18 protein-coding genes are annotated in these 16,970 nt (G+C 63.8%); 9 read left to right on the forward strand and 9 right to left on the reverse strand.

The features are described 5' to 3' along the window. Positions 1-96 precede the first annotated feature (96 nt). Positions 97-891: an SDR family oxidoreductase gene (locus FJ940_RS16095; RefSeq protein WP_140657121.1), complete on the forward strand. Its 795-nt coding sequence runs from the start codon at positions 97-99 to the stop codon at positions 889-891. Between the two features lie 62 nt (positions 892-953). On the opposite strand, the gene FJ940_RS16100 is transcribed toward FJ940_RS16095, so the two are convergent. Further along, on the reverse strand, positions 954-1,553 hold the full coding sequence (locus tag FJ940_RS16100; RefSeq protein WP_140495928.1) for a LysE family translocator: 600 nt from the start codon (positions 1,551-1,553) through the stop codon (positions 954-956). Positions 1,554-1,649: 96 nt separating this feature from the next. Here FJ940_RS16100 and FJ940_RS16105 point away from each other — a divergent pair, with 96 nt between their 5' ends. Further along, on the forward strand, positions 1,650-2,519 hold the full coding sequence (locus tag FJ940_RS16105) for a LysR substrate-binding domain-containing protein (RefSeq protein WP_140657170.1): 870 nt from the start codon (positions 1,650-1,652) through the stop codon (positions 2,517-2,519). Between the two features lie 60 nt (positions 2,520-2,579). Here FJ940_RS16105 and FJ940_RS16110 read toward each other — a convergent pair whose 3' ends face one another. The 3 genes from FJ940_RS16110 to FJ940_RS16120 form a co-directional block, all read right to left on the reverse strand. Continuing rightward, entirely contained in the window at positions 2,580-3,230 is a 651-nt protein-coding gene (locus FJ940_RS16110) for a dihydrofolate reductase family protein (RefSeq protein ID WP_140657123.1), read from the reverse strand. A gap of 102 nt (positions 3,231-3,332) precedes the next feature. After that, the gene (locus FJ940_RS16115) at positions 3,333-4,175 is read right to left on the reverse strand and encodes a protein-L-isoaspartate O-methyltransferase (RefSeq protein WP_181171774.1); all 843 of its coding nucleotides are present in this window, start codon (positions 4,173-4,175) and stop codon (positions 3,333-3,335) included. 46 nt (positions 4,176-4,221) lie between these two features. Then, positions 4,222-5,586 carry an Nramp family divalent metal transporter gene (locus FJ940_RS16120; protein ID WP_140657125.1) on the reverse strand — a complete coding sequence of 455 codons (1,365 nt, stop codon included), beginning with the start codon at positions 5,584-5,586 and terminating at the stop codon, positions 4,222-4,224. A gap of 232 nt (positions 5,587-5,818) precedes the next feature. Here FJ940_RS16120 and mntR point away from each other — a divergent pair, with 232 nt between their 5' ends. From mntR to FJ940_RS16135, 3 genes are all read left to right on the forward strand, one after another. Beyond that, entirely contained in the window at positions 5,819-6,268 is a 450-nt protein-coding gene (gene mntR / locus FJ940_RS16125; RefSeq protein ID WP_181165236.1) for a manganese-binding transcriptional regulator MntR, read from the forward strand. 204 nt (positions 6,269-6,472) lie between these two features. Then, the gene (locus FJ940_RS16130) at positions 6,473-7,405 is read left to right on the forward strand and encodes a neutral zinc metallopeptidase (RefSeq protein WP_140582029.1); all 933 of its coding nucleotides are present in this window, start codon (positions 6,473-6,475) and stop codon (positions 7,403-7,405) included. A gap of 121 nt (positions 7,406-7,526) precedes the next feature. Next, positions 7,527-8,828, forward strand: a complete 1,302-nt coding sequence (locus FJ940_RS16135; protein WP_281405889.1) for a TCR/Tet family MFS transporter — start codon at positions 7,527-7,529, stop codon at positions 8,826-8,828. A gap of 13 nt (positions 8,829-8,841) precedes the next feature. Here the strand turns inward: FJ940_RS16135 and carA are convergent, their stop codons facing one another. Continuing rightward, on the reverse strand, positions 8,842-10,053 hold the full coding sequence (carA, locus tag FJ940_RS16140; protein WP_140582026.1) for a glutamine-hydrolyzing carbamoyl-phosphate synthase small subunit: 1,212 nt from the start codon (positions 10,051-10,053) through the stop codon (positions 8,842-8,844). A gap of 278 nt (positions 10,054-10,331) precedes the next feature. Between carA and FJ940_RS16145 the strand changes: the two genes are divergently transcribed. Next, positions 10,332-10,781 (forward strand): GatB/YqeY domain-containing protein, encoded by a 450-nt coding sequence (locus FJ940_RS16145; protein WP_140524847.1) that lies wholly within the window; start codon positions 10,332-10,334, stop codon positions 10,779-10,781. A 36-nt stretch (positions 10,782-10,817) separates the two neighbouring features. Here the strand turns inward: FJ940_RS16145 and FJ940_RS16150 are convergent, their stop codons facing one another. Beyond that, complete coding sequence (locus FJ940_RS16150; protein WP_140560658.1) at positions 10,818-11,744, reverse strand: LysR family transcriptional regulator; 927 nt, start codon at positions 11,742-11,744, stop codon at positions 10,818-10,820. A gap of 100 nt (positions 11,745-11,844) precedes the next feature. On the opposite strand from FJ940_RS16150, the gene pcaD reads away from it, so the two are divergent. Next, positions 11,845-12,636 (forward strand): 3-oxoadipate enol-lactonase, encoded by a 792-nt coding sequence (gene pcaD, locus FJ940_RS16155; RefSeq protein ID WP_140582023.1) that lies wholly within the window; start codon positions 11,845-11,847, stop codon positions 12,634-12,636. Between the two features lie 46 nt (positions 12,637-12,682). On the opposite strand, the gene FJ940_RS16160 is transcribed toward pcaD, so the two are convergent. Then, entirely contained in the window at positions 12,683-13,672 is a 990-nt protein-coding gene (locus tag FJ940_RS16160) for a hypothetical protein (protein ID WP_140582264.1), read from the reverse strand. Positions 13,673-13,962: 290 nt separating this feature from the next. Here FJ940_RS16160 and FJ940_RS16165 point away from each other — a divergent pair, with 290 nt between their 5' ends. Continuing rightward, positions 13,963-14,667: a DNA helicase gene (locus FJ940_RS16165; RefSeq protein ID WP_140582020.1), complete on the forward strand. Its 705-nt coding sequence runs from the start codon at positions 13,963-13,965 to the stop codon at positions 14,665-14,667. A gap of 52 nt (positions 14,668-14,719) precedes the next feature. After that, complete coding sequence (locus tag FJ940_RS16170) at positions 14,720-15,277, forward strand: GNAT family N-acetyltransferase (RefSeq protein ID WP_140657129.1); 558 nt, start codon at positions 14,720-14,722, stop codon at positions 15,275-15,277. A 114-nt stretch (positions 15,278-15,391) separates the two neighbouring features. Here the strand turns inward: FJ940_RS16170 and FJ940_RS16175 are convergent, their stop codons facing one another. Both FJ940_RS16175 and FJ940_RS16180 read right to left on the reverse strand, forming a co-directional pair. Then, positions 15,392-16,576 (reverse strand): MFS transporter, encoded by a 1,185-nt coding sequence (locus FJ940_RS16175; RefSeq protein ID WP_140582014.1) that lies wholly within the window; start codon positions 16,574-16,576, stop codon positions 15,392-15,394. Between the two features lie 122 nt (positions 16,577-16,698). Continuing rightward, positions 16,699-16,908 carry a DUF2061 domain-containing protein gene (locus FJ940_RS16180; protein WP_140495915.1) on the reverse strand — a complete coding sequence of 70 codons (210 nt, stop codon included), beginning with the start codon at positions 16,906-16,908 and terminating at the stop codon, positions 16,699-16,701. Positions 16,909-16,970: the final 62 nt, after the last annotated feature.

Below are 16,970 nucleotides of genomic sequence, written 5' to 3' on the forward strand. Positions count from 1 at the left end.
AAAGTGGCATATGCCACCAATTGACGATCGAGAAGCTCGGCAGCCGGCGCATCCGTCGAAGCCGACTAGAGCGAAGAGCGCGAAAGGAACAGGACAATGAACAAGAATGAGAACAAGGGCACCGCCGTCATCACCGGCGCTTCCTCCGGCATCGGCGCTGTCTATGCCGACCGGCTGGCGGGGCAGGGCTATGACCTGGTGCTGGTGGCGCGCCGCGCGGACCGGCTCGAGGAATTGGCTGAAAGGCTGCGCTATGCCTATAGCCGCAAGGTCAGCGTGATCAGTGCCGATCTGGCCGACGACGATGATGTGCGGCGGGTGGAGCGGGCGGTATCGACGGATGACAGCGTCACGCTGTTGGTCAACAATGCCGGGCTTGGCGGTGCGCAGGTGGTTGCGACGGCGGACGCCGATGCGGCTGAACGCATGATCAAGGTCAATGTGATCGCCCTGACGCGGTTGACGCGTGCTGTGCTGCCGGGATTTCTCGCGCGCAACCGCGGCGCTATCGTCAACATCGCCTCGGTGCTGGCCTTCGACACCTCGTTCGGCGGCATCTACAGCGGCACCAAGGCCTATGTCGTCAACTTCACCGAAGCCCTGCAGCGCGAGGTCGCCGGCACCGACGTCCAGGCGCAGGTGGTGCTGCCGGGGGCGACCCGGACCGATTTCTGGGAAGTCGCGGGAAGCGATATCGACCAGCTTCCGAAGGAAATCATCATGACCGCCGACGATATGGTCGATGCTGCCCTTGTCGGCCTGGCCAGGGGCGAAGCCGTCACCGTGCCCGCGCTTGCCGATACGGCCAAGCTGGACGCCTTCCTTGGCGCCCGGCAGACCTTCTACGGCAGCCTGCACGCCGACAAGCCAGCCGCACGCTACGCGGCTTGACAGGATTCGGGTTCCTCGCCTCGCCTTGCGGGGGCGAGGAACCCAGGTTCTGCAGGCCCATCTTACGCCTGCCGCCACATCGGAATGATCGATGCCGCCAGCACCAGGCCGAGCAGGATATTGAGCGCGCGCCATTGCTGCTCGGTCTTCAGCAGCCGGGCGAGCAGCATGCCGGCCACACACCATAGCGACAGCGAGAAGGCGGCGGTGAGGCCGAAGGTGGAGCCGAGCAGCAGGGCCAGCCGCGCCGGCCCGTCGGCGAGTGCGGCGAAGGATGCCGCGGCTCCAAGCCCCATCGCCCAGCCCTTGGGGTTCAGCCACTGAATGCCGGCACCGCCGAGAAAACTGTTCGGTTTGATCATCGTCACATCGAGCTTGGGCGCCCCCGCACGGCCGATCTTGAGCGCCAGCCAGACGAGGTAGAGCGAGCCGGCGATCTTCATGGCAAGCTGCAAGGACGGCATGGCGAGAAGCAGGCCGGCCAGCCCGGCGGCCGCCGCCCCGGTGACTGTGGCTAGGCCGGCCGCGCTGCCGACCACCAGCGGGATGGAGCGGCGAAAGCCGAACTGCGCGCCCGACGCCGTCGACAAGGTGGTGGCGATGCCGGGCGTGCTGGTCGCCACCAGGGCGAACAGGATCAGCGGGATGACGGGTTGGAGCATGCGGCGTCCTCTGTCGAAGGCCCCATGTTAAATGCAGCCGCATATCAGTAAATGCAATGTTTACGATGACAGGCATTAGTATCTATAATGCAGGACATGATCCGCAACCTCGATACGACGCTCATGCGCACCTTCGTCACCGTCGCCGACAAGGCCAGCATGACGGCGGCGGCCAATGCGCTGCACCTGACGCAAGGCGCCGTCAGCCAGCAAGTCCGGCGGCTGGAGGAGGCGCTCGGCCGCAGCCTGTTCGAGCGCGACCGGCGCGGCTTGCGGCTGACCTCTTCCGGCGAGCGGCTGTTCGGCAAGGCAAAGCGGCTGCTCAGCCTCAACGACGAGATCTGGGCCGAAATGGCTGCCAATGTCGTGGCCGGCCAGGTGCGGTTCGGCGTGCCTTACGACCTCGTCGGCACGACGCTGGCGCCGGTGCTGAAAGGCTATGCGCAAACCTATCCGCAGGTCGAGATATCGCTGGTCTGCGCCTCCTCGCCGGAACTGGCCGCGGCGCTCGCGGCCGGCACCATCGACCTGGCGGTCATCGAGGAACGGGTGGGGGCATCGGATGGCGAGTGCCTCGCCATCGATCGGCTGGTGTGGGTCGGCGCCAAGGGCGGTGTCGCGCGCGCCAAGCGCCCCCTACCGGTCTCGATGGTCGCCGACAGCTGCGCCTTCCGGCCGGTTGTGCTTTCGGCGCTCCACGAGCATGGGCTGGAATGGCGCACCGTGTTCGAGAACGGCAATATCGACGCGACGACCGCGACGGTGCGCTCCGACCTGGCCGTCACCATTTGGCTGGCCTCCACGGTGCCGGCCGATCTCGACATATTGCCGTCCGGGTCCGGCCTGCCGCCGCTGCCGAATTTCTCGATCAACCTGCATCTGCCGAGGCACGGCGTCGGCCCGGCGGCGCAAGCGTTCGCACGGCACATACGCGACGGGCTGGCGCGCCGGCCGCAGGCGGCTTGAGGGACTTCTCAGAACCTGGTTTCTCTCCTCCACGTTCGTGGAGGAGAGGAAAAGAAGCGTTTACTTCCAGGTCCTGCGCCGCTCGAGCTCGGCGTCGGATGGCTCCCCCGTGACAAAGGAACCGGTCCTGATTTCGCCGGCGCGCTCGTAGATCGCCATGATGACGCCGGTGCTGGAAGTCTGCGAGCGGGTCAGCTTGAAGGCAGCCGGCATCGCGTCATCGCCGAACAGCCGCTTGCCCTTGCCCAGCAACAGCGGGAAGATCATCAGCCGAATCTCGTCGATCAGCCCGTTGGCGAGCAAGGTCTGGATCAGATTGGCCGATCCCTGGATGAGCAGGTCAGGTCCATCTTCCTGTTTGAGGCGGCGCAACGCCGGGACGATATCAGGCCCAAGCGATTGCGTGTTCTGCCAGGTGAGCGAATCCGGACGATGCGTCGCCACATATTTGTTCGCAGGGTTGAAGGCATCCGCGATCGGATCTTTCTGATACGGCCAGTACGCGGCGAATATGTCGTAGGTTCTGCGGCCGAGCAAGAGGGCGAAGGGCTTGGAGAATAGTTCATCCATCGCCGCGCCCGCCACTTCGTCAAAATAGTGGAACGTCCAGCCGCCGAACTTGAAGCCGCCGACGGGATCCTCCTCCGGGCCGCCCGGCGCCTGCATGACGCCGTCGAGGCTGACGAATGTCGCCGCTATGATCTTTCTCATGGGATGCTCCTCCTGTTTCGATCCATGCCGTCAGGGCCGGACTTCAGTCCAAGGACGGATGACTGGCTGGCCGTCCGACAGGCCCTGCCGAATTTCGGTTCGTCAGCCCCGAGGCCGCGCATCGAGGCTGCGTGACGAAAACCAGACATGCTCAAAGATCGCGGTGGCGGTGCGGTCCGGCAACTTGTCCGCCGTCAGCCAGATCGAGCGGCTGCGCGCGGCCTGGTCGCGCGTCGGGATTTTTGCCGCGGGGCTTGCAATCGACGCGCCGGAGCAAGGGATGAACCAGGAGCGCATGAAAGGGTCGCAGGCAAAACCTTTTTCGGTGCGGGTCACCAGAACGGCCAGGGGAACGCGCTCGGCCGGGCGCCACGGGAAGATCATGCGGCCGTCCGGCTTCAGCGCCTTGAGCCAGCCGGGCGGAGGTGCCGCGACGCCGGCATTGACATAGATGGCCTCCGATGGCGGCAAGTCCGATGTGACGGCATCGCCAGGAATGACAGTGACATTCTCGTAGGCCGCAAGGTTTGCCTTTGCCCGCGAGGCAAGATCGGCGTCCAGTTCGAAGGCGGCAACGGTGCCACCAGGTGAAACCAACTTGGCCAGCAAAGCGGTGTAGTAGCCGGTGCCGGCGCCGATGTGAGTGACAGCCTCGCCGGGCCTGGGCGCGAGTTTCCCGATCCACATGGCGTGCAGGAACGGCTCGCCATTGTTGATGCCCTTGTCGGCATCGAGCACCACCAGCACGTTCTGGTAGATGAAGCGCGGGTCGGCGCTCGGCGTCTCGATAACGCCTTTGCCGGCGACGATCGTCCATGGGCCGGGACCGAGAAACGCCTCGCGCGGCACGGCCGCGAACACCTCTTCAAGACGCGGATCGGCGGAATGCGCCTGGGCAGCCATCAGCTTGGCATAGAAGCTTCGGGATTGGGCTATCGTCGTCATGACAGACCGAAAAATAGCGCGGGTCGCGTCTTTGTCGCGGCCGATCTCAGCCGATCCCGAATAGCGTGTCGTAGAGCAGCTTGAAGTTGAGCAGCAGGATGATGGCGGCGACCACCCAGGCGAGCGCCGCAACGGCGCGCGGAATGGCGAGATTGCCCATCGTCTTCCTGTCGGAGACGAACTGCACCAGCGGGATCACCGCGAAGGGCAGCTGCATCGACAGGATCACCTGGCTGAACACCAGCAACTGGCCAGTGCCCTTTTCACCATAGAGCGCGGTGACGACCACGACGGGGATGATGGCGAGGCCGCGCGTCAGCAGGCGCCGCGCCCATTGCGGGATGCGCAGGCGCAGGAAGCCTTCCATGACGATCTGGCCGGCAAGCGTGGCGGTCACCGTCGAGTTCAGGCCGGAGGCGAGCAGCGCCACGGCAAACAGGATCGAGGCGATGCTCAGGCCGAGCAGCGGCGACAGCAGTTCGAAAGCCTGGCCGATCTCGGCGACGTCCTGATGGCCGGTGTTGTGGAAGGCGACCGCCGACACGATCAGGATCGAGGCGTTGACGAACAGGGCCAGCATCAGGGCGATGGTCGAGTCCGTCGTTGCCCATTTGATGGCGTCGCGCTTGCCCTCGTCGGTGCGTTCATAGGCGCGGGTCTGCACGATTGAGGAGTGCAGATAGAGATTGTGCGGCATGACGGTGGCGCCGATGATGCCGATGGCGATGTAGAGCATCGCCGGATTGGTGACGATTTCGGATGACGGCACGAACATCGAATGCAGGATCGTGCCGGCCGGCGGCGCGGCGACGAAGATCTGGATGGCAAAGCAGCTGAAGATGATGATCAGAAGCGCGATGACGAAGGCTTCGAGATAGCGGAAGCCCTTGTTCATCAACAAAAGCACCAGGAAGGCGTCGAGCGCGGTGAGCATGGCGCCGCCGATCAGCGGAATGCCGAACAGGAGCTGCAGCGCGATCGCGGTGCCGATCACTTCGGCGAGGTCGCAGGCGATGATGGCGAGCTCGCAGGCGATCCACAGCACGAAGTTCACCGGACGCGGGTAGTAGGCGCGGCAGGCCTGGGCGAGGTCGCGGTCAGTGGCGATGCCGAGACGCGCGGCCAGCGCCTGCAGCAGGATCGCCATCAGGTTGGACAGCATGATGATGAACAGCAGCGTGTAGCCGAACTGGGCGCCGCCGGCGAGGTCTGTCGCCCAGTTGCCCGGGTCCATATAGCCGACCGAGACCATGTAGCCCGGCCCCATGAAGGCAAACAGGCGACGGAACCAGACGCCCGAATTCGGCACGGCGATCGAGGAATTGACCTCGCGCAGACTCGGCTGCTCGTCGCCTGGCCTGTCGAACCGCCACGCGGGTCTGGCTATGGCGGTGGCGTCGGTCTCGGACATGGCGAATTCCGCTTGATGCAATGGATGATGTCTCCTATCTATGTCGCGGCTCAACATTATGCAATATGCTATATTTCATTGATCATGCTTTTGTGATGTGATCGATCGTGCTCCGACGCGGCGGCGATGCGGTTGCGCCTGGGCCCGAATGCAAATAAACGCCAGGATTGTGGGGGCCCGTGCTATGAATGCGGGCCGATTCAATCTTCGGGCAGCCAAGGAGGAGCGCATATTGGCGCTGAAGAACAGACCGGTCCCGCGTGAGCCGCTGCCCGATGCCGATGTCCATTCGGAAGGGTTCCGGCAGACGCGCGAAGCGCGCCGCAGCGCGCTGGTCGAGGACTATGTCGAGTTGATCGCCGACCTGATCGAGGACGGCAACGAGGCTCGCCAGGTCGACATCGCGGCCAGGCTGGGGGTCGCCCAACCGACAGTGGCCAAGATGCTGACCAGGCTGTGTGCCGACGGGCTGGTCTCCAGAAAGCCTTATCGCGGCGTGTTCTTGACCGAAGCAGGTCGCAAGGTCGCGGAAGAGAGCCGCATTCGCCACCAGACGGTGGAGGCTTTTTTGCGTTCGCTCGGCGTCAGCGCCGAGACGGCGCGCATCGATGCCGAGGGCATAGAGCACCATGTCAGTGCCGAGACACTGGAAGCGTTCCGCAAGGCGATGACGGCGGGCTAGGGACTTTGCCAAGCCGTTGGCTCGTTTCGCCGGCGATGCCATAGACATTCCACAGTCGCGGCCAGAGCAGCGGAGCCAACATGCCAGCACGGCCACGGCTGCGAAAAATGCTGTGACTTGGCGCAACCATTGAGATAATTGTTTATGAGGTGGAGCCGGCCTCACGCCGGATCGATCAATAAATTCGCAGCGCGGGGAGTTGCCATGCTCTGGAGAGGCCGTCGTCAGAGTGACAATGTCGAGGACCAGCGCAGCAGCGGCGGCGGCGGATTTGGTGGCGGCGGACCCGGCCAGTTCCGCATTCCGATCGGCGGCAGCAGCGGCCGCGGCATGTCGCTCTCAACCATCATCATCCTCGTCGTGCTCTATTTCGGCCTGAAAGCCTTCGGCATCGATCCGATCCAGGTGCTGAGCGGCGGCGGTGGAGGCCTGCTGCCTGGCGGCGGCGAGATAACCGACAACAGCGGCAGCCAGGACGGCGGCGCCGGCGCGCCGGCTTCCGACGAGATGAAGCAGTTCGTGGCAACCGTGCTGGCCGAGACCGAGGACACATGGACCGGCATTTTCAAGGCCAATGGACTGACCTATGAGGACCCCAAGCTGGTGCTGTTCAGCGGGCAGATCCGCTCGGCCTGCGGCTTCGCCTCGTCGGCGGCCGGACCGTTCTATTGTCCCGGCGACCACAAGGTCTATCTCGACATGACATTCTTCCAGCAGCTGGACCAGCAGTTCGGCGCCTCGGGCGAGTTCGCGCGGGCCTATGTGATCGCGCATGAGGTCGGCCATCACGTGCAGAATCTGACCGGCATCATGTCCAAATTCAACCAGATGCGGCAAAGCATGGGCGAGGCCGAAGCCAATCAAATGTCGGTGCGCGTCGAGCTTCAGGCCGACTGCTTCGCCGGCGTCTGGGCGCATTACACGGCGCAGAAGGGCATATTGGAGCAAGGCGATATGGAAAGCGCGCTCAATGCCGCCAGGCAGATCGGCGACGATACGCTGCAGAAGAAGATGCAGGGCTACGTAGTGCCGGAAAGCTTCAACCACGGCACGTCGGCGCAGCGGCAGACCTGGCTGGCGCGCGGCTACAAGAGCGGCAAGCTTTCCGACTGCGATACGTTCAACAACCCGATCTGAGCATCCGGTTCTTTCACGGGTGACCTGACGGCAAGGATGTCGTCAGGGGGTGTCAGGATGCGAACGTCCTGCTTGTTCCCTCATTGTTCCTGACGGCCTGCTCGCCTATAAGTGCCTCCGCCTGCGCGCCAGGCGCCGGGAAGGAGCAGACGAAACCATGATCGATCCCAAAACCGCCAAGCGGGGGCTTGCGCTCGTCTTCACGACGCTGCTCCTCGACATCATCGGATTCGGCATCATCATGCCGGTGCTGCCGGCCTACCTGCAAGAATTGACCGGCGTCGGCGTCTCGGAGGCGGCGATCGAGGGCGGATGGCTGTTCTTCGTCTATGCGGCCATGCAGTTCTTCTTCGCGCCCGTCATGGGCGGGTTGAGCGACCGGTTCGGCCGGCGGCCGATCCTTCTCGCCTCCGTGCTGACGTTTTCCATCGACAATCTGATCTGCGCCATAGCCTGGTCCTACCCGATGCTGTTCATCGGGCGCGTGCTGGCCGGCATTTCGGGCGCCAGCTATTCGACCACATCAGCCTTCATCGCCGACATCTCGAACGATGAGAACCGGGCCAAGAATTTCGGCCTGCTCGGCATCGCCTTCGGCGTCGGCTTCGTCATCGGGCCCGTCCTTGGCGGACTGCTCGGCACCTTCGGGCCGCGCGTGCCGTTCTATTTCGCCGCCGGACTTGCCTTGGTGAACTTCCTGATCGCGCTGTTCCTGCTGCCCGAAACGCTCGATGAAAAGCACCGCCGCCGCTTCGAGTGGAAGCGCGCCAACCCAGTCGGCACGCTTCTGCAGATGCGCCAATATCAAGGCATTGGCTGGATCGGGCTCGTCTTCTTCCTGATGACGCTCGGCCACATGATGTATCCGGCGGTCTGGTCGTTCGTCTCCAACTATCGCTATGGCTGGAACGAGCAGCAGATCGGTTTTTCGCTCGGCGCTTTCGGCCTGTGCGGAGCCATCGTCATGGCAACGGTGCTGCCACGCATCATTCCCAGGCTTGGCGAGTGGAGGACGGCGGTGATCGGTCTGGCGTTCACGGCGCTCAGTGCTTTCGGCTACGCCTTCGCGACGCAGGGTTGGATGATTTATGCGGTGATCGTCGTCGGCTGCCTGGAAGCGCTGGCCGACCCGCCGCTCAGGAGCCTCGCCGCCGCCAAGGTGCCGCGTTCGGCGCAGGGTGAACTACAAGGCGCGATGACGTCGATCTTCTCGATCACATCGATCGTCACGCCGCTGCTCTATACCGCGATCTTTTCCTGGTTCACCGGGCCAAGCGCGCCAGTGACCTTCGGCGGTGCGCCTTACCTGGTTGGCGCGGTTTTCCTAGTGCTGGCGCTCGTTGTCTTCGTTACGAAAGTGGCGAGGCCTGCGGCACTCGGAACCGTCACCAAAGGCGTCGCGGAAGATGGGGCACGAATATGAGGATCTGTCGGAACTAAGCCCGTTCGGCCAGCAGTTCCTCGCCGCGCTTTTCGCGGATCAGGTTGACGAAGCGGCGGAACAGATAATGCGAATCCTGCGGGCCGGGCGAGGCCTCGGGGTGGTGCTGGACCGAGAATACCGGCCGGCCTGTCAGCGCGATGCCGCAATTCGAGCCGTCGAACAGCGAGACATGGGTTTCCTCGACGCCTGACGGCAGCGAGTCGGCGTCGACGGCAAAGCCGTGGTTCATCGAGACGATCTCGACCTTGCCTGTAGTGTGGTCCTTGACCGGATGGTTGGCGCCGTGATGGCCCTGATGCATCTTGGCGGTCTTGCCGCCCAGCGCCAGCGCCAGCATCTGGTGGCCGAGGCAGATACCGAACACCGGAATCTCGGTCCTGAGCAGGTCCTGGATGACCGGCACGGCGTAGGCGCCGGTGGCTTCAGGGTCGCCGGGGCCGTTGGACAGGAAGATGCCGTCCGGCTGCATGGCGAGGATTTCCTCGGCGCCGGTCTTGGCCGGAACCACGGTCACCTTGGCACCAAGCCCCGCAAGCAGGCGCAGGATGTTGCGCTTGACGCCATAGTCGATGGCGACGACATGCATGGAGGGCTCGTCCTGTTCGCCAAAGCCCTCGTCCCACACCCAAGGCGTCTCGCGCCACACCGAGGACTGGCCTGACGTGACCTCCTTGGCGAGGTCGAGGCCGATCAGGCCGGACCACGCGGCGGCGCGGCGTTTCAGGTCGTCAAGATCGAAGACGCCGTCGGGCGCATGCGCGATAACGGCGTTGGGCATGCCCTTTTCGCGGATCAACGCGGTCAACGCGCGGGTGTCGATGCCCGAGAGGGCGACGATGCCGCGCTTCTTCAGCCATTGATCGAGATGGCCGGCAGCGCGGTAGTTGGAGGGATTGGTGACATCGGCCTTGAACACGGCGCCGACGGCACCGGCGCGAGCAGCCGGATTGAGGTCCTCGATGTCTTCGCCGTTGGTGCCGATATTACCGACATGCGGGAAGGTGAAGGTGACGATCTGGCCGGCATAGGACGGATCGGTCAGGATCTCCTGATAGCCGGTAAGCGCGGTGTTGAAGCAGACCTCGGCGACCGCCGAACCCGTTGCGCCGAGACCGCGACCCTCAATGATGGTGCCGTCGGCCAGCACCAGCAATGCCGTCGGTTTCTCGGTGGCCCAAGCGGGGGTGGACGCGGTGTCGGCCATGGCGGCACTCCTATCAGGCCGCGCGCTTCAAACAGGCCCGGCGGGCTATTTGCGCGGCAAACGGCGCGGAGCGGCGAATTCGCTGCCTCCACGCACTCAAGCTTCAGTTCATGCAAGGCCCAGTACATAGGGGAAGGGGGCAGGTCGGTCAATGATGATGGGAAATGCCGCTACGATTTATTTCATTGAGCAATATCATAGGCTTGCCTCGACATATCAGGGTTTGCGTTGGTCCGCACCGGGCGCTATTGTCCGCGCCGACCGAAGGAGAGAGCACGATGCGCGCAAAAATCGCCGAATCCCTGAAGAGCGCGATGAAGGCGCAGGACAAGCACCGGCTGCCGACATTGCGGCTGATCCAAGCCGCCATCCACGATCGCGATATCGCCAATCGCGGTGCCGGCAAGGAACCGGCCAGCGACGAGGCGATCCTGCAGATCCTGGCCAAGATGGTGAAGCAGCGCGAAGAATCGGCCAAGGCCTTCGAAGACGGCAAGCGTCCGGAACTGGCCGCGCAGGAGCGCAGCGAGATGGAGATCATCCGCGATTTCCTGCCGACGCAGCTCGACGATGCCGCCATCACCGCCGCGGCGCGCGAGGCGATCGCGGCGACCGGTGCCGCCAGCCAGAAGGACATGGGCAAGGTGATCGCGGCACTGAAGCAGAAATATGCCGGCCAGATGGATTTCGGCAAGGCAAGCGGCATCATCAAGGGGCTTTTGCAATAGTCGGCGCGTCGAGCGCGAGCGCCAGCGCTCGCCTGCCTATAAAACAACCTTCTGGGGCTCCAACGCGTGGCGCAATGCTGGCGCCTCCTGCTGGATATGATCCCACAAACGGTTGGCGACCGGCCCGTGGGGACGGTCGCGGCGACGCGCAACCACCAGTTCGTCGGTGCGGCCCGGCATATGAGGGCCGGCGATGGACCGCAGGCGTCCATCACGCAGCTCCTCCTCGATCAGGAAGCGTGGCAGGTGGCCCCAGCCGAGGCCCTGCAGGATGATCTCCTTCTTCATGCCCTGGTCGGCGACCAGGCATTGCGGCGCGCCTTCGACCATGAAGTAGTCTTGTTGCGGTGAATGGCGGGCAGTGTCGCGCATCACGCATTGGGTGAGCGCCTGCATCTGGTCGGGTGTGATCGGCGGCTCGATGCGCTCCGGCAGAAAGCCCGGTGCCACCACGGGAATGAACGGCACCTTGCACAAATCGATCCATTCCACCCGCGCATCGCCCTTGTCGATCCAGTGCAGGACCAGATCGGCCTCGTCGTCGAAAAGGCGTTCCCAAGGGCCGCCGACGGCCTCGAAGTGCAGGTGCAGACGCGTGCCGGGACATTGCGCGAAGAACCGCCCGAGCAGGCCCAGCACCTGCGGTCGTGGGCATAGGTCGCCGATCACCACATGGATTTCGCTTTCTTCGCCCATCGAGAGCTGGGCGGCATGCACGCGCAGGCCTTCCAGTTCGCGCAGCAGCGATTGCGCCCGGCGGTGGAACGACAGCCCGGCCTCGGTCGGGCGCACGCGATAGCCGCTGCGGTCCAGGAGAACGAGGTCGAGCTGCCGTTCCAGCTTGGCGACAGCGGCGAATACAGCCGGGTGTGAACGATGCAACAGGGCCGCCGCCGGCTGAAAGCCGCCGGTGCGGATCACGGCGTCGAAGCACTGCAGGTCGTGCAAGGTGAATTCAGCCATGTCAGCTTTGATTACAGAGATTGTCCTGACTTTGTAATATCAACAAACCAACGATCTGACTACGCTCTGTCATTCAACCCTTCCAGAAGGATCTTTCATCATGAGTGAGCTGAATTTTGTGACTGTTGGCGACGGCACGCGCATCGCCTACCGTTTCGACGGCGATGCGCGAAAGCCGGTTCTGATGCTGTCGAACTCCATCGGCACCACGCTGCATATGTGGGATGGACAGGTCGGCGAGTTGTCCAGGCATTTCCATCTTCTGCGCTATGATTTTCGCGGCCATGGCGGATCGAGCGTGCCGGCCGGCGCCTATTCGCTCGATCGGCTCGGCGGCGACGTGATCGAACTGCTCGACGCGCTCGGCCTTGGCCGCGTGCATTTCCTCGGCCTGTCGCTGGGCGGCTTCGTCGGGCAATGGCTCGGCATCCACGCGCCGGAGCGGATCGACCGGCTGATCCTGAGCAACACCTCGTCGCATCTCGGACCGGCAAGCTATTTCGACGAGCGCATTGCCGCCGTCCGGCAGGCGCCCGACATGGCCGAAACCGCCGAAACGTTCCTCAACAATTGGTTCCCGGCAAAAATGGTGGCGGCCAACGAGCCCGTCATCGAGGAATTTCGCGCCATGCTGCTCGCCATCGACCGGCAAGGCCTGGCGGGCCTCTTTGCGGCGGTGCGCGACGCCGACCTTCGCCGCACCGTGGCGCTGATCTCGCGGCCGACGCTGGTGATCGCCGGCGAGCACGACACGGTGACGGCGGCCAGCCACAGCGAACTGATCGCCGCGGCGGTGCCCGGCGCGAAACTGGTCGTCCTGCCGGCGGTTCACCTGTCGAATGTCGAATATCCATCCGGTTTCATGCAGGCGGTGTTCGATTTTCTGCGCTGAGGGATGCGATCCCGTAGACCCCGCATCCCCGGAGCCGGGACGGACCTCACGGCTCCTTGCAGATCGGCACCGGCTGCGGCGGCGGTGCCGGGTGGTCCTTCCTGTATTGGGCAATGATCGGCTCGAGCGTCTTTCGCGGCCAGAATTTCGGCGTGCCGATTTCCTTCAGGCAGGATGCGTTCCAATAGGGGCCAGCGTCCGACAGCGAACGGCCCGCCGCCACGATTTGCGCAACGGCGGCGATGTCGCGCGATTCAGGGTAGATGTAGAGCGTCGTCGGATTGTCCTTCACCATCGGGATGATCTGCTGCGCATCCGCCGCCGACCAACTGGTGCAGCCATTGCTGCGGCCGCCGGCATAATCCACCAGCTTGCCGAACGGCACGTAGCCGTCATGGTCGGCATGCGAACTGGCCGGATCTTTGCGAAGACACATTCCCTTCAGCACTTCCGCCGGATGCCCGCCGATCACGCGCTGCCTGGCGTTCGCGGCCTCGCCCTCGCCATCGAACTGCACGAAGGTACGCATGAAAGCCACGTCTTGCTTCGCTGCGGTGCGATGATAGCCCTTGAACGAGGTTATCGCCTCGCCGGTCATATAGGCGCCGCCGGCGGTTAGTGACGAATCCAGCGCATTGCCGAAGTTCTTCGCGCAGCGCTTGCCATTGGCGAAATCTGCGACGCCCTTCAGATTCCGGCCGCTGCCGTGGCCCGCCGAAACGGCGCGAAACGCCTGGCTGGCCTCGCAGATGATGTAATAACGGTGACCCAGTTTGTTGTTGCCCAGATCGCTAGGGCGCGTCGCATCCATGGCGAAGTAGCAGGGATTGTTAACGGCTCCTGCGCCGACTTTCTTCAGGTAAAGCGCTCGGGCCCGCTCCAGGACCACAGCTGAGATCTGGCCATCACCTTCGCCGACATGGGCCTGCAGCCAGGCCGGAATGGCCGAGGGCGCGGCAAAGGACCGTGCCGTCAAAGCGACGACAACGAGGAAGAGGCTGGCGACGACACCCAGCGGGATAGATCTCAACCGCACCAGACCCGTTCTCCTGTCGAAGCGTTTGTGTTTTGGCGGTGAATCACCCCCGGCACGATCATAAATCGGCTTATGCCGGCCGGCGAAACACATCTTGTTCAGCATTCCCGGCACGTATGCGCGTTTTCGACCGGTCAGCATTGGGGTATTGTCTGATTCCGGCGCGCCCACGCCTCCTCCCTCCGTCGGGAAAGCATCATTCATGCGGGGCAATCCGATCATCGAACCGACTGTTCGAGCACCAAGCATAAGGAGGGGTTGCGAAGACTGCTCGCACCAGGAGGTTTGCGATGATTGCGCCCATTTACCATCTGAAGCGTCAAGCCAGGCTGTTGTCCCGCAAGGAGAAGATTCCGCTCCATCAGGCGCTTGACCGTGTTGCAGCCCGCGAAGGTTCTGCGAGTTGGAGTCTGCTTGCGGCCAAGGCAGCCGAGACGACGGCCGCCGGCAGGCTGTTCTCGCGGCTGATGCCCGGCGACCTGGTTCTGGTCGGTGCGCGACCAGGCCACGGCAAGACGCTGATGAGCCTCGAGCTCGCGGTCGAAGCCATGGAGCGTGGCCATCGCAGCGTGTTCTTCTCGTTGGAATACACGCATCGCGATGTGCTGGACCGGTTTCGCGCCATCGGGGCGGACCCCGCCCAGTTCGACCGATTGTTCGCGTCCGACACTTCCGAAGCCATCAGCGCCGACTACATCGTCGAGGTGTTGGGATCGGTGGCGCGCGGGACGCTCGCGGTCATCGACTATCTGCAACTGCTCGACCAGAAGCGGGAAAATCCGGAGCTGATGGACCAGGTCCGGACATTGAAGGCTTTTGCGCGTGACAGGGGCGTGATCCTGGTCTTCATCTCGCAGATCGACCGCTCCTACGATCCGTCAACGAAGCCGTTTCCCGATATCAGCGACGTTCGGCTACCGAACCCGCTGGATCTGTCGCTGTTCAGCAAAGCGTGTTTCCTCAACAAGGGCGCGATCCGCTTCCAGCCCGCTTGAGCGTTCCAGTGGCCATCGCTATGCCTGCTTGGCCTGCGAGGGAGCATGGATCATGATCGAAATCGTCAAGCCCGGGCTCAAGCATCTGGCGTCCTACAAGGCTGCGCTCGAGCGCGGCTGGTCGCCCGACAATGTACGGCTCATGGAGGCAGCTCGCGAGCAGCTTGCCGCAATCGAGGAGGATCCGGCGGCGTTCCTGGCCAGCCTCGATGATCCCGAGGCCAAGGGGCCGCCGATCACCTTGCCTGACGGCAGACAGGTCCCGCGCCTGCCGGGCTTCGGGCGCTGGATGTGGGACGGCGAGACGTCAGGCTCGATCGGCCTGCGCTGGCAGAAGGGCACGTCGGCGCTGCCGCCGCACGTGCTTGGCCATATCGGCTACGCCGTGGTGCCGTGGAAACAGCGACGCGGCTACGCGACGGAAGCGCTGCGGCTTATGCTGGATGAGGCGAGGGCGGTCGGCCTGGCTCATGTCGACATCACCGCAAAACCTGGCAATCCGGCCTCGCACAAAGTGATCCTGGCCAACGGCGGCAGACTGGTCGAACGTTTCCTCGAAGATGCCGCCTATGGCGGAGCGGAGAGCCTGCGGTTCCGCATCGATCTGTAATGCGTTGGAGCTGCGCAGCTGCCGGGCGAGACATGACTGTTCATCGCGTCGTGCTTGCGCCGGTGCACGCCCGGATCAGGCATGATCGGTGGTGGATGTCCTGACGCGGATAATCTACTCAGCCGCTGCCGTCAGCGGTGGCGTGGCGTTGCTGCGCCACTCCCAGATGTGCGAGGCGAGCGCCACCGCGACTGCGACGAGCATCGCCACAGCGCCAAGCAGCGGCAGGCTGCGATAACCGTAACCGCCATTGAGCATGGCGGCACCGAGCGATGCCGCGAGCGCTATACCGACATTGAAGCCGGATGGGATCAGCGAGGAGGCCAGGTTCGAGGCATCCGCAGTCCAGGACAGGATGCGGGTCTGGATCGGCGTACCGATGGCAAAGTTGAGGCCGCCCCAGATGACGATCGCCACGACCATCGGCACGGGATAGGGGCTGACGGCATAGATCACCGCAAGCGTCACCGCCTGCAGGGCCAGCATGGTGATCAGCGAGGGCATCAGCTTCCAGTCGGCTAGCCTGCCGCCGAGGAAGACGCCAAGCGTGGCGCCGACGCCGTTGAGCAAGAGCACCCAGGGCACCAGGTTCTCGTCGAGGCCGGTGATCTCGATCAATGTCGGGGTGATGTAGGTGAACAGGCCGAACTGGCCGATCATCAGCATCAGCATCAGGATCAGCGAGGTCCAGACCTGCTGGCGGGCAAGCACGCGGACCTCGCGGGCGAGGCCGGCGGGTTTGGCCTGATAACCTGTGGTGCGCGGCAAAAGGGCTGCCATGGCAAGCGTGGCCGCCACGCCCAATGCGCACATAACCCAGAAGGTCGCGCGCCAGCCCCAGATGTTGCCGATGGCAGTGCCCGCCGGCACGCCGATCACGTTGGAGACGGTGAGGCCCGACAGGATGACGGCCACCGCCATGCCGCGCTGGTCCTCGCGCACCAGCCCGACCGCCACCACCATGGCGACGCCGAAATAAGCGCCATGCGCGACTGCGACGGCAATGCGCAGAAGCAGCATCGAGGTGAAGTCGGGCGCCAGCGCGCAGGCCGCCTGACCGATGGTGAAGGCGACCGCGAGGCCGAGCAGCAAGGTTTTGCGCGGCAAGGACTTGGTGGCAAGTGCCAGAAGCGGACCGCCGATGGCAATGCCGCAGGCATAGCCGGAGACGAGATAGCCCGATGTCGGAACCGAAACGCCAAGCCCTTGCGCCACCTGCGGCAGCACGCCGGCGATGACGAATTCGGTGGTGCCGAAAGCGAAGGCAGCGATGAACAGGGCGATGAGCGGAAGCGACATGGCGGGAATTAAATCCTCGAATGCAGGCCTCAAACCACGGATGCGCGCTGCCGGCAATCCAGAAATTTTTGTCGCCGCTTTAGCTTTTCTTGATCTCCGGGTTCAAAATCTTGACCCCGGGTTCAGAACGGGGTCTTGCGTCCATAAGGAACCTTCAGCCATGCCCGCTCATGAAAATAATAGAGCAGCGACTTGGTGAAGACTTCTGTCACGCCGATGGCGGCCGCCAGCTTGACGCTTCCGGTCACCACCAGCGAGATGATCATCGTATCGATGGTGCCGGTCACGCGCCACGAAAGCGCCTTGGCGAAACTGCGCGAATGGGTGTCCATCGATCTCCTCCGAAAGCTTTGGCTGATATGCCTAGCCCGAGCGATGGAAACGCGGCAATGGC

This window comes from Mesorhizobium sp. B2-3-7, assembly GCF_006442695.1.
Lineage (GTDB): Bacteria > Pseudomonadota > Alphaproteobacteria > Rhizobiales > Rhizobiaceae > Mesorhizobium.

Bases quoted from the DNA above. Each gene is read 5' to 3' on its own strand.
- FJ940_RS16095 (WP_140657121.1), top strand. From the start codon at position 97: ATGAACAAGAATGAGAACAAGGGCACCGCCGTCATCACCGGCGCTTCC.
- FJ940_RS16100 (WP_140495928.1), bottom strand. From the start codon at position 1,553: ATGCTCCAACCCGTCATCCCGCTGATCCTGTTCGCCCTGGTGGCGACC.
- FJ940_RS16105 (WP_140657170.1), top strand. From the start codon at position 1,650: ATGATCCGCAACCTCGATACGACGCTCATGCGCACCTTCGTCACCGTC.
- FJ940_RS16110 (WP_140657123.1), bottom strand. From the start codon at position 3,230: ATGAGAAAGATCATAGCGGCGACATTCGTCAGCCTCGACGGCGTCATG.
- FJ940_RS16115 (WP_181171774.1), bottom strand. From the start codon at position 4,175: ATGACGACGATAGCCCAATCCCGAAGCTTCTATGCCAAGCTGATGGCT.
- FJ940_RS16120 (WP_140657125.1), bottom strand. From the start codon at position 5,586: ATGTCCGAGACCGACGCCACCGCCATAGCCAGACCCGCGTGGCGGTTC.
- FJ940_RS16130 (WP_140582029.1), top strand. From the start codon at position 6,473: ATGCTCTGGAGAGGCCGTCGTCAGAGTGACAATGTCGAGGACCAGCGC.
- carA (WP_140582026.1), bottom strand. From the start codon at position 10,053: ATGGCCGACACCGCGTCCACCCCCGCTTGGGCCACCGAGAAACCGACG.
- FJ940_RS16145 (WP_140524847.1), top strand. From the start codon at position 10,332: ATGCGCGCAAAAATCGCCGAATCCCTGAAGAGCGCGATGAAGGCGCAG.
- FJ940_RS16150 (WP_140560658.1), bottom strand. From the start codon at position 11,744: ATGGCTGAATTCACCTTGCACGACCTGCAGTGCTTCGACGCCGTGATC.
- pcaD (WP_140582023.1), top strand. From the start codon at position 11,845: ATGAGTGAGCTGAATTTTGTGACTGTTGGCGACGGCACGCGCATCGCC.
- FJ940_RS16165 (WP_140582020.1), top strand. From the start codon at position 13,963: ATGATTGCGCCCATTTACCATCTGAAGCGTCAAGCCAGGCTGTTGTCC.
- FJ940_RS16170 (WP_140657129.1), top strand. From the start codon at position 14,720: ATGATCGAAATCGTCAAGCCCGGGCTCAAGCATCTGGCGTCCTACAAG.
- FJ940_RS16175 (WP_140582014.1), bottom strand. From the start codon at position 16,576: ATGTCGCTTCCGCTCATCGCCCTGTTCATCGCTGCCTTCGCTTTCGGC.
- FJ940_RS16180 (WP_140495915.1), bottom strand. From the start codon at position 16,908: ATGGACACCCATTCGCGCAGTTTCGCCAAGGCGCTTTCGTGGCGCGTG.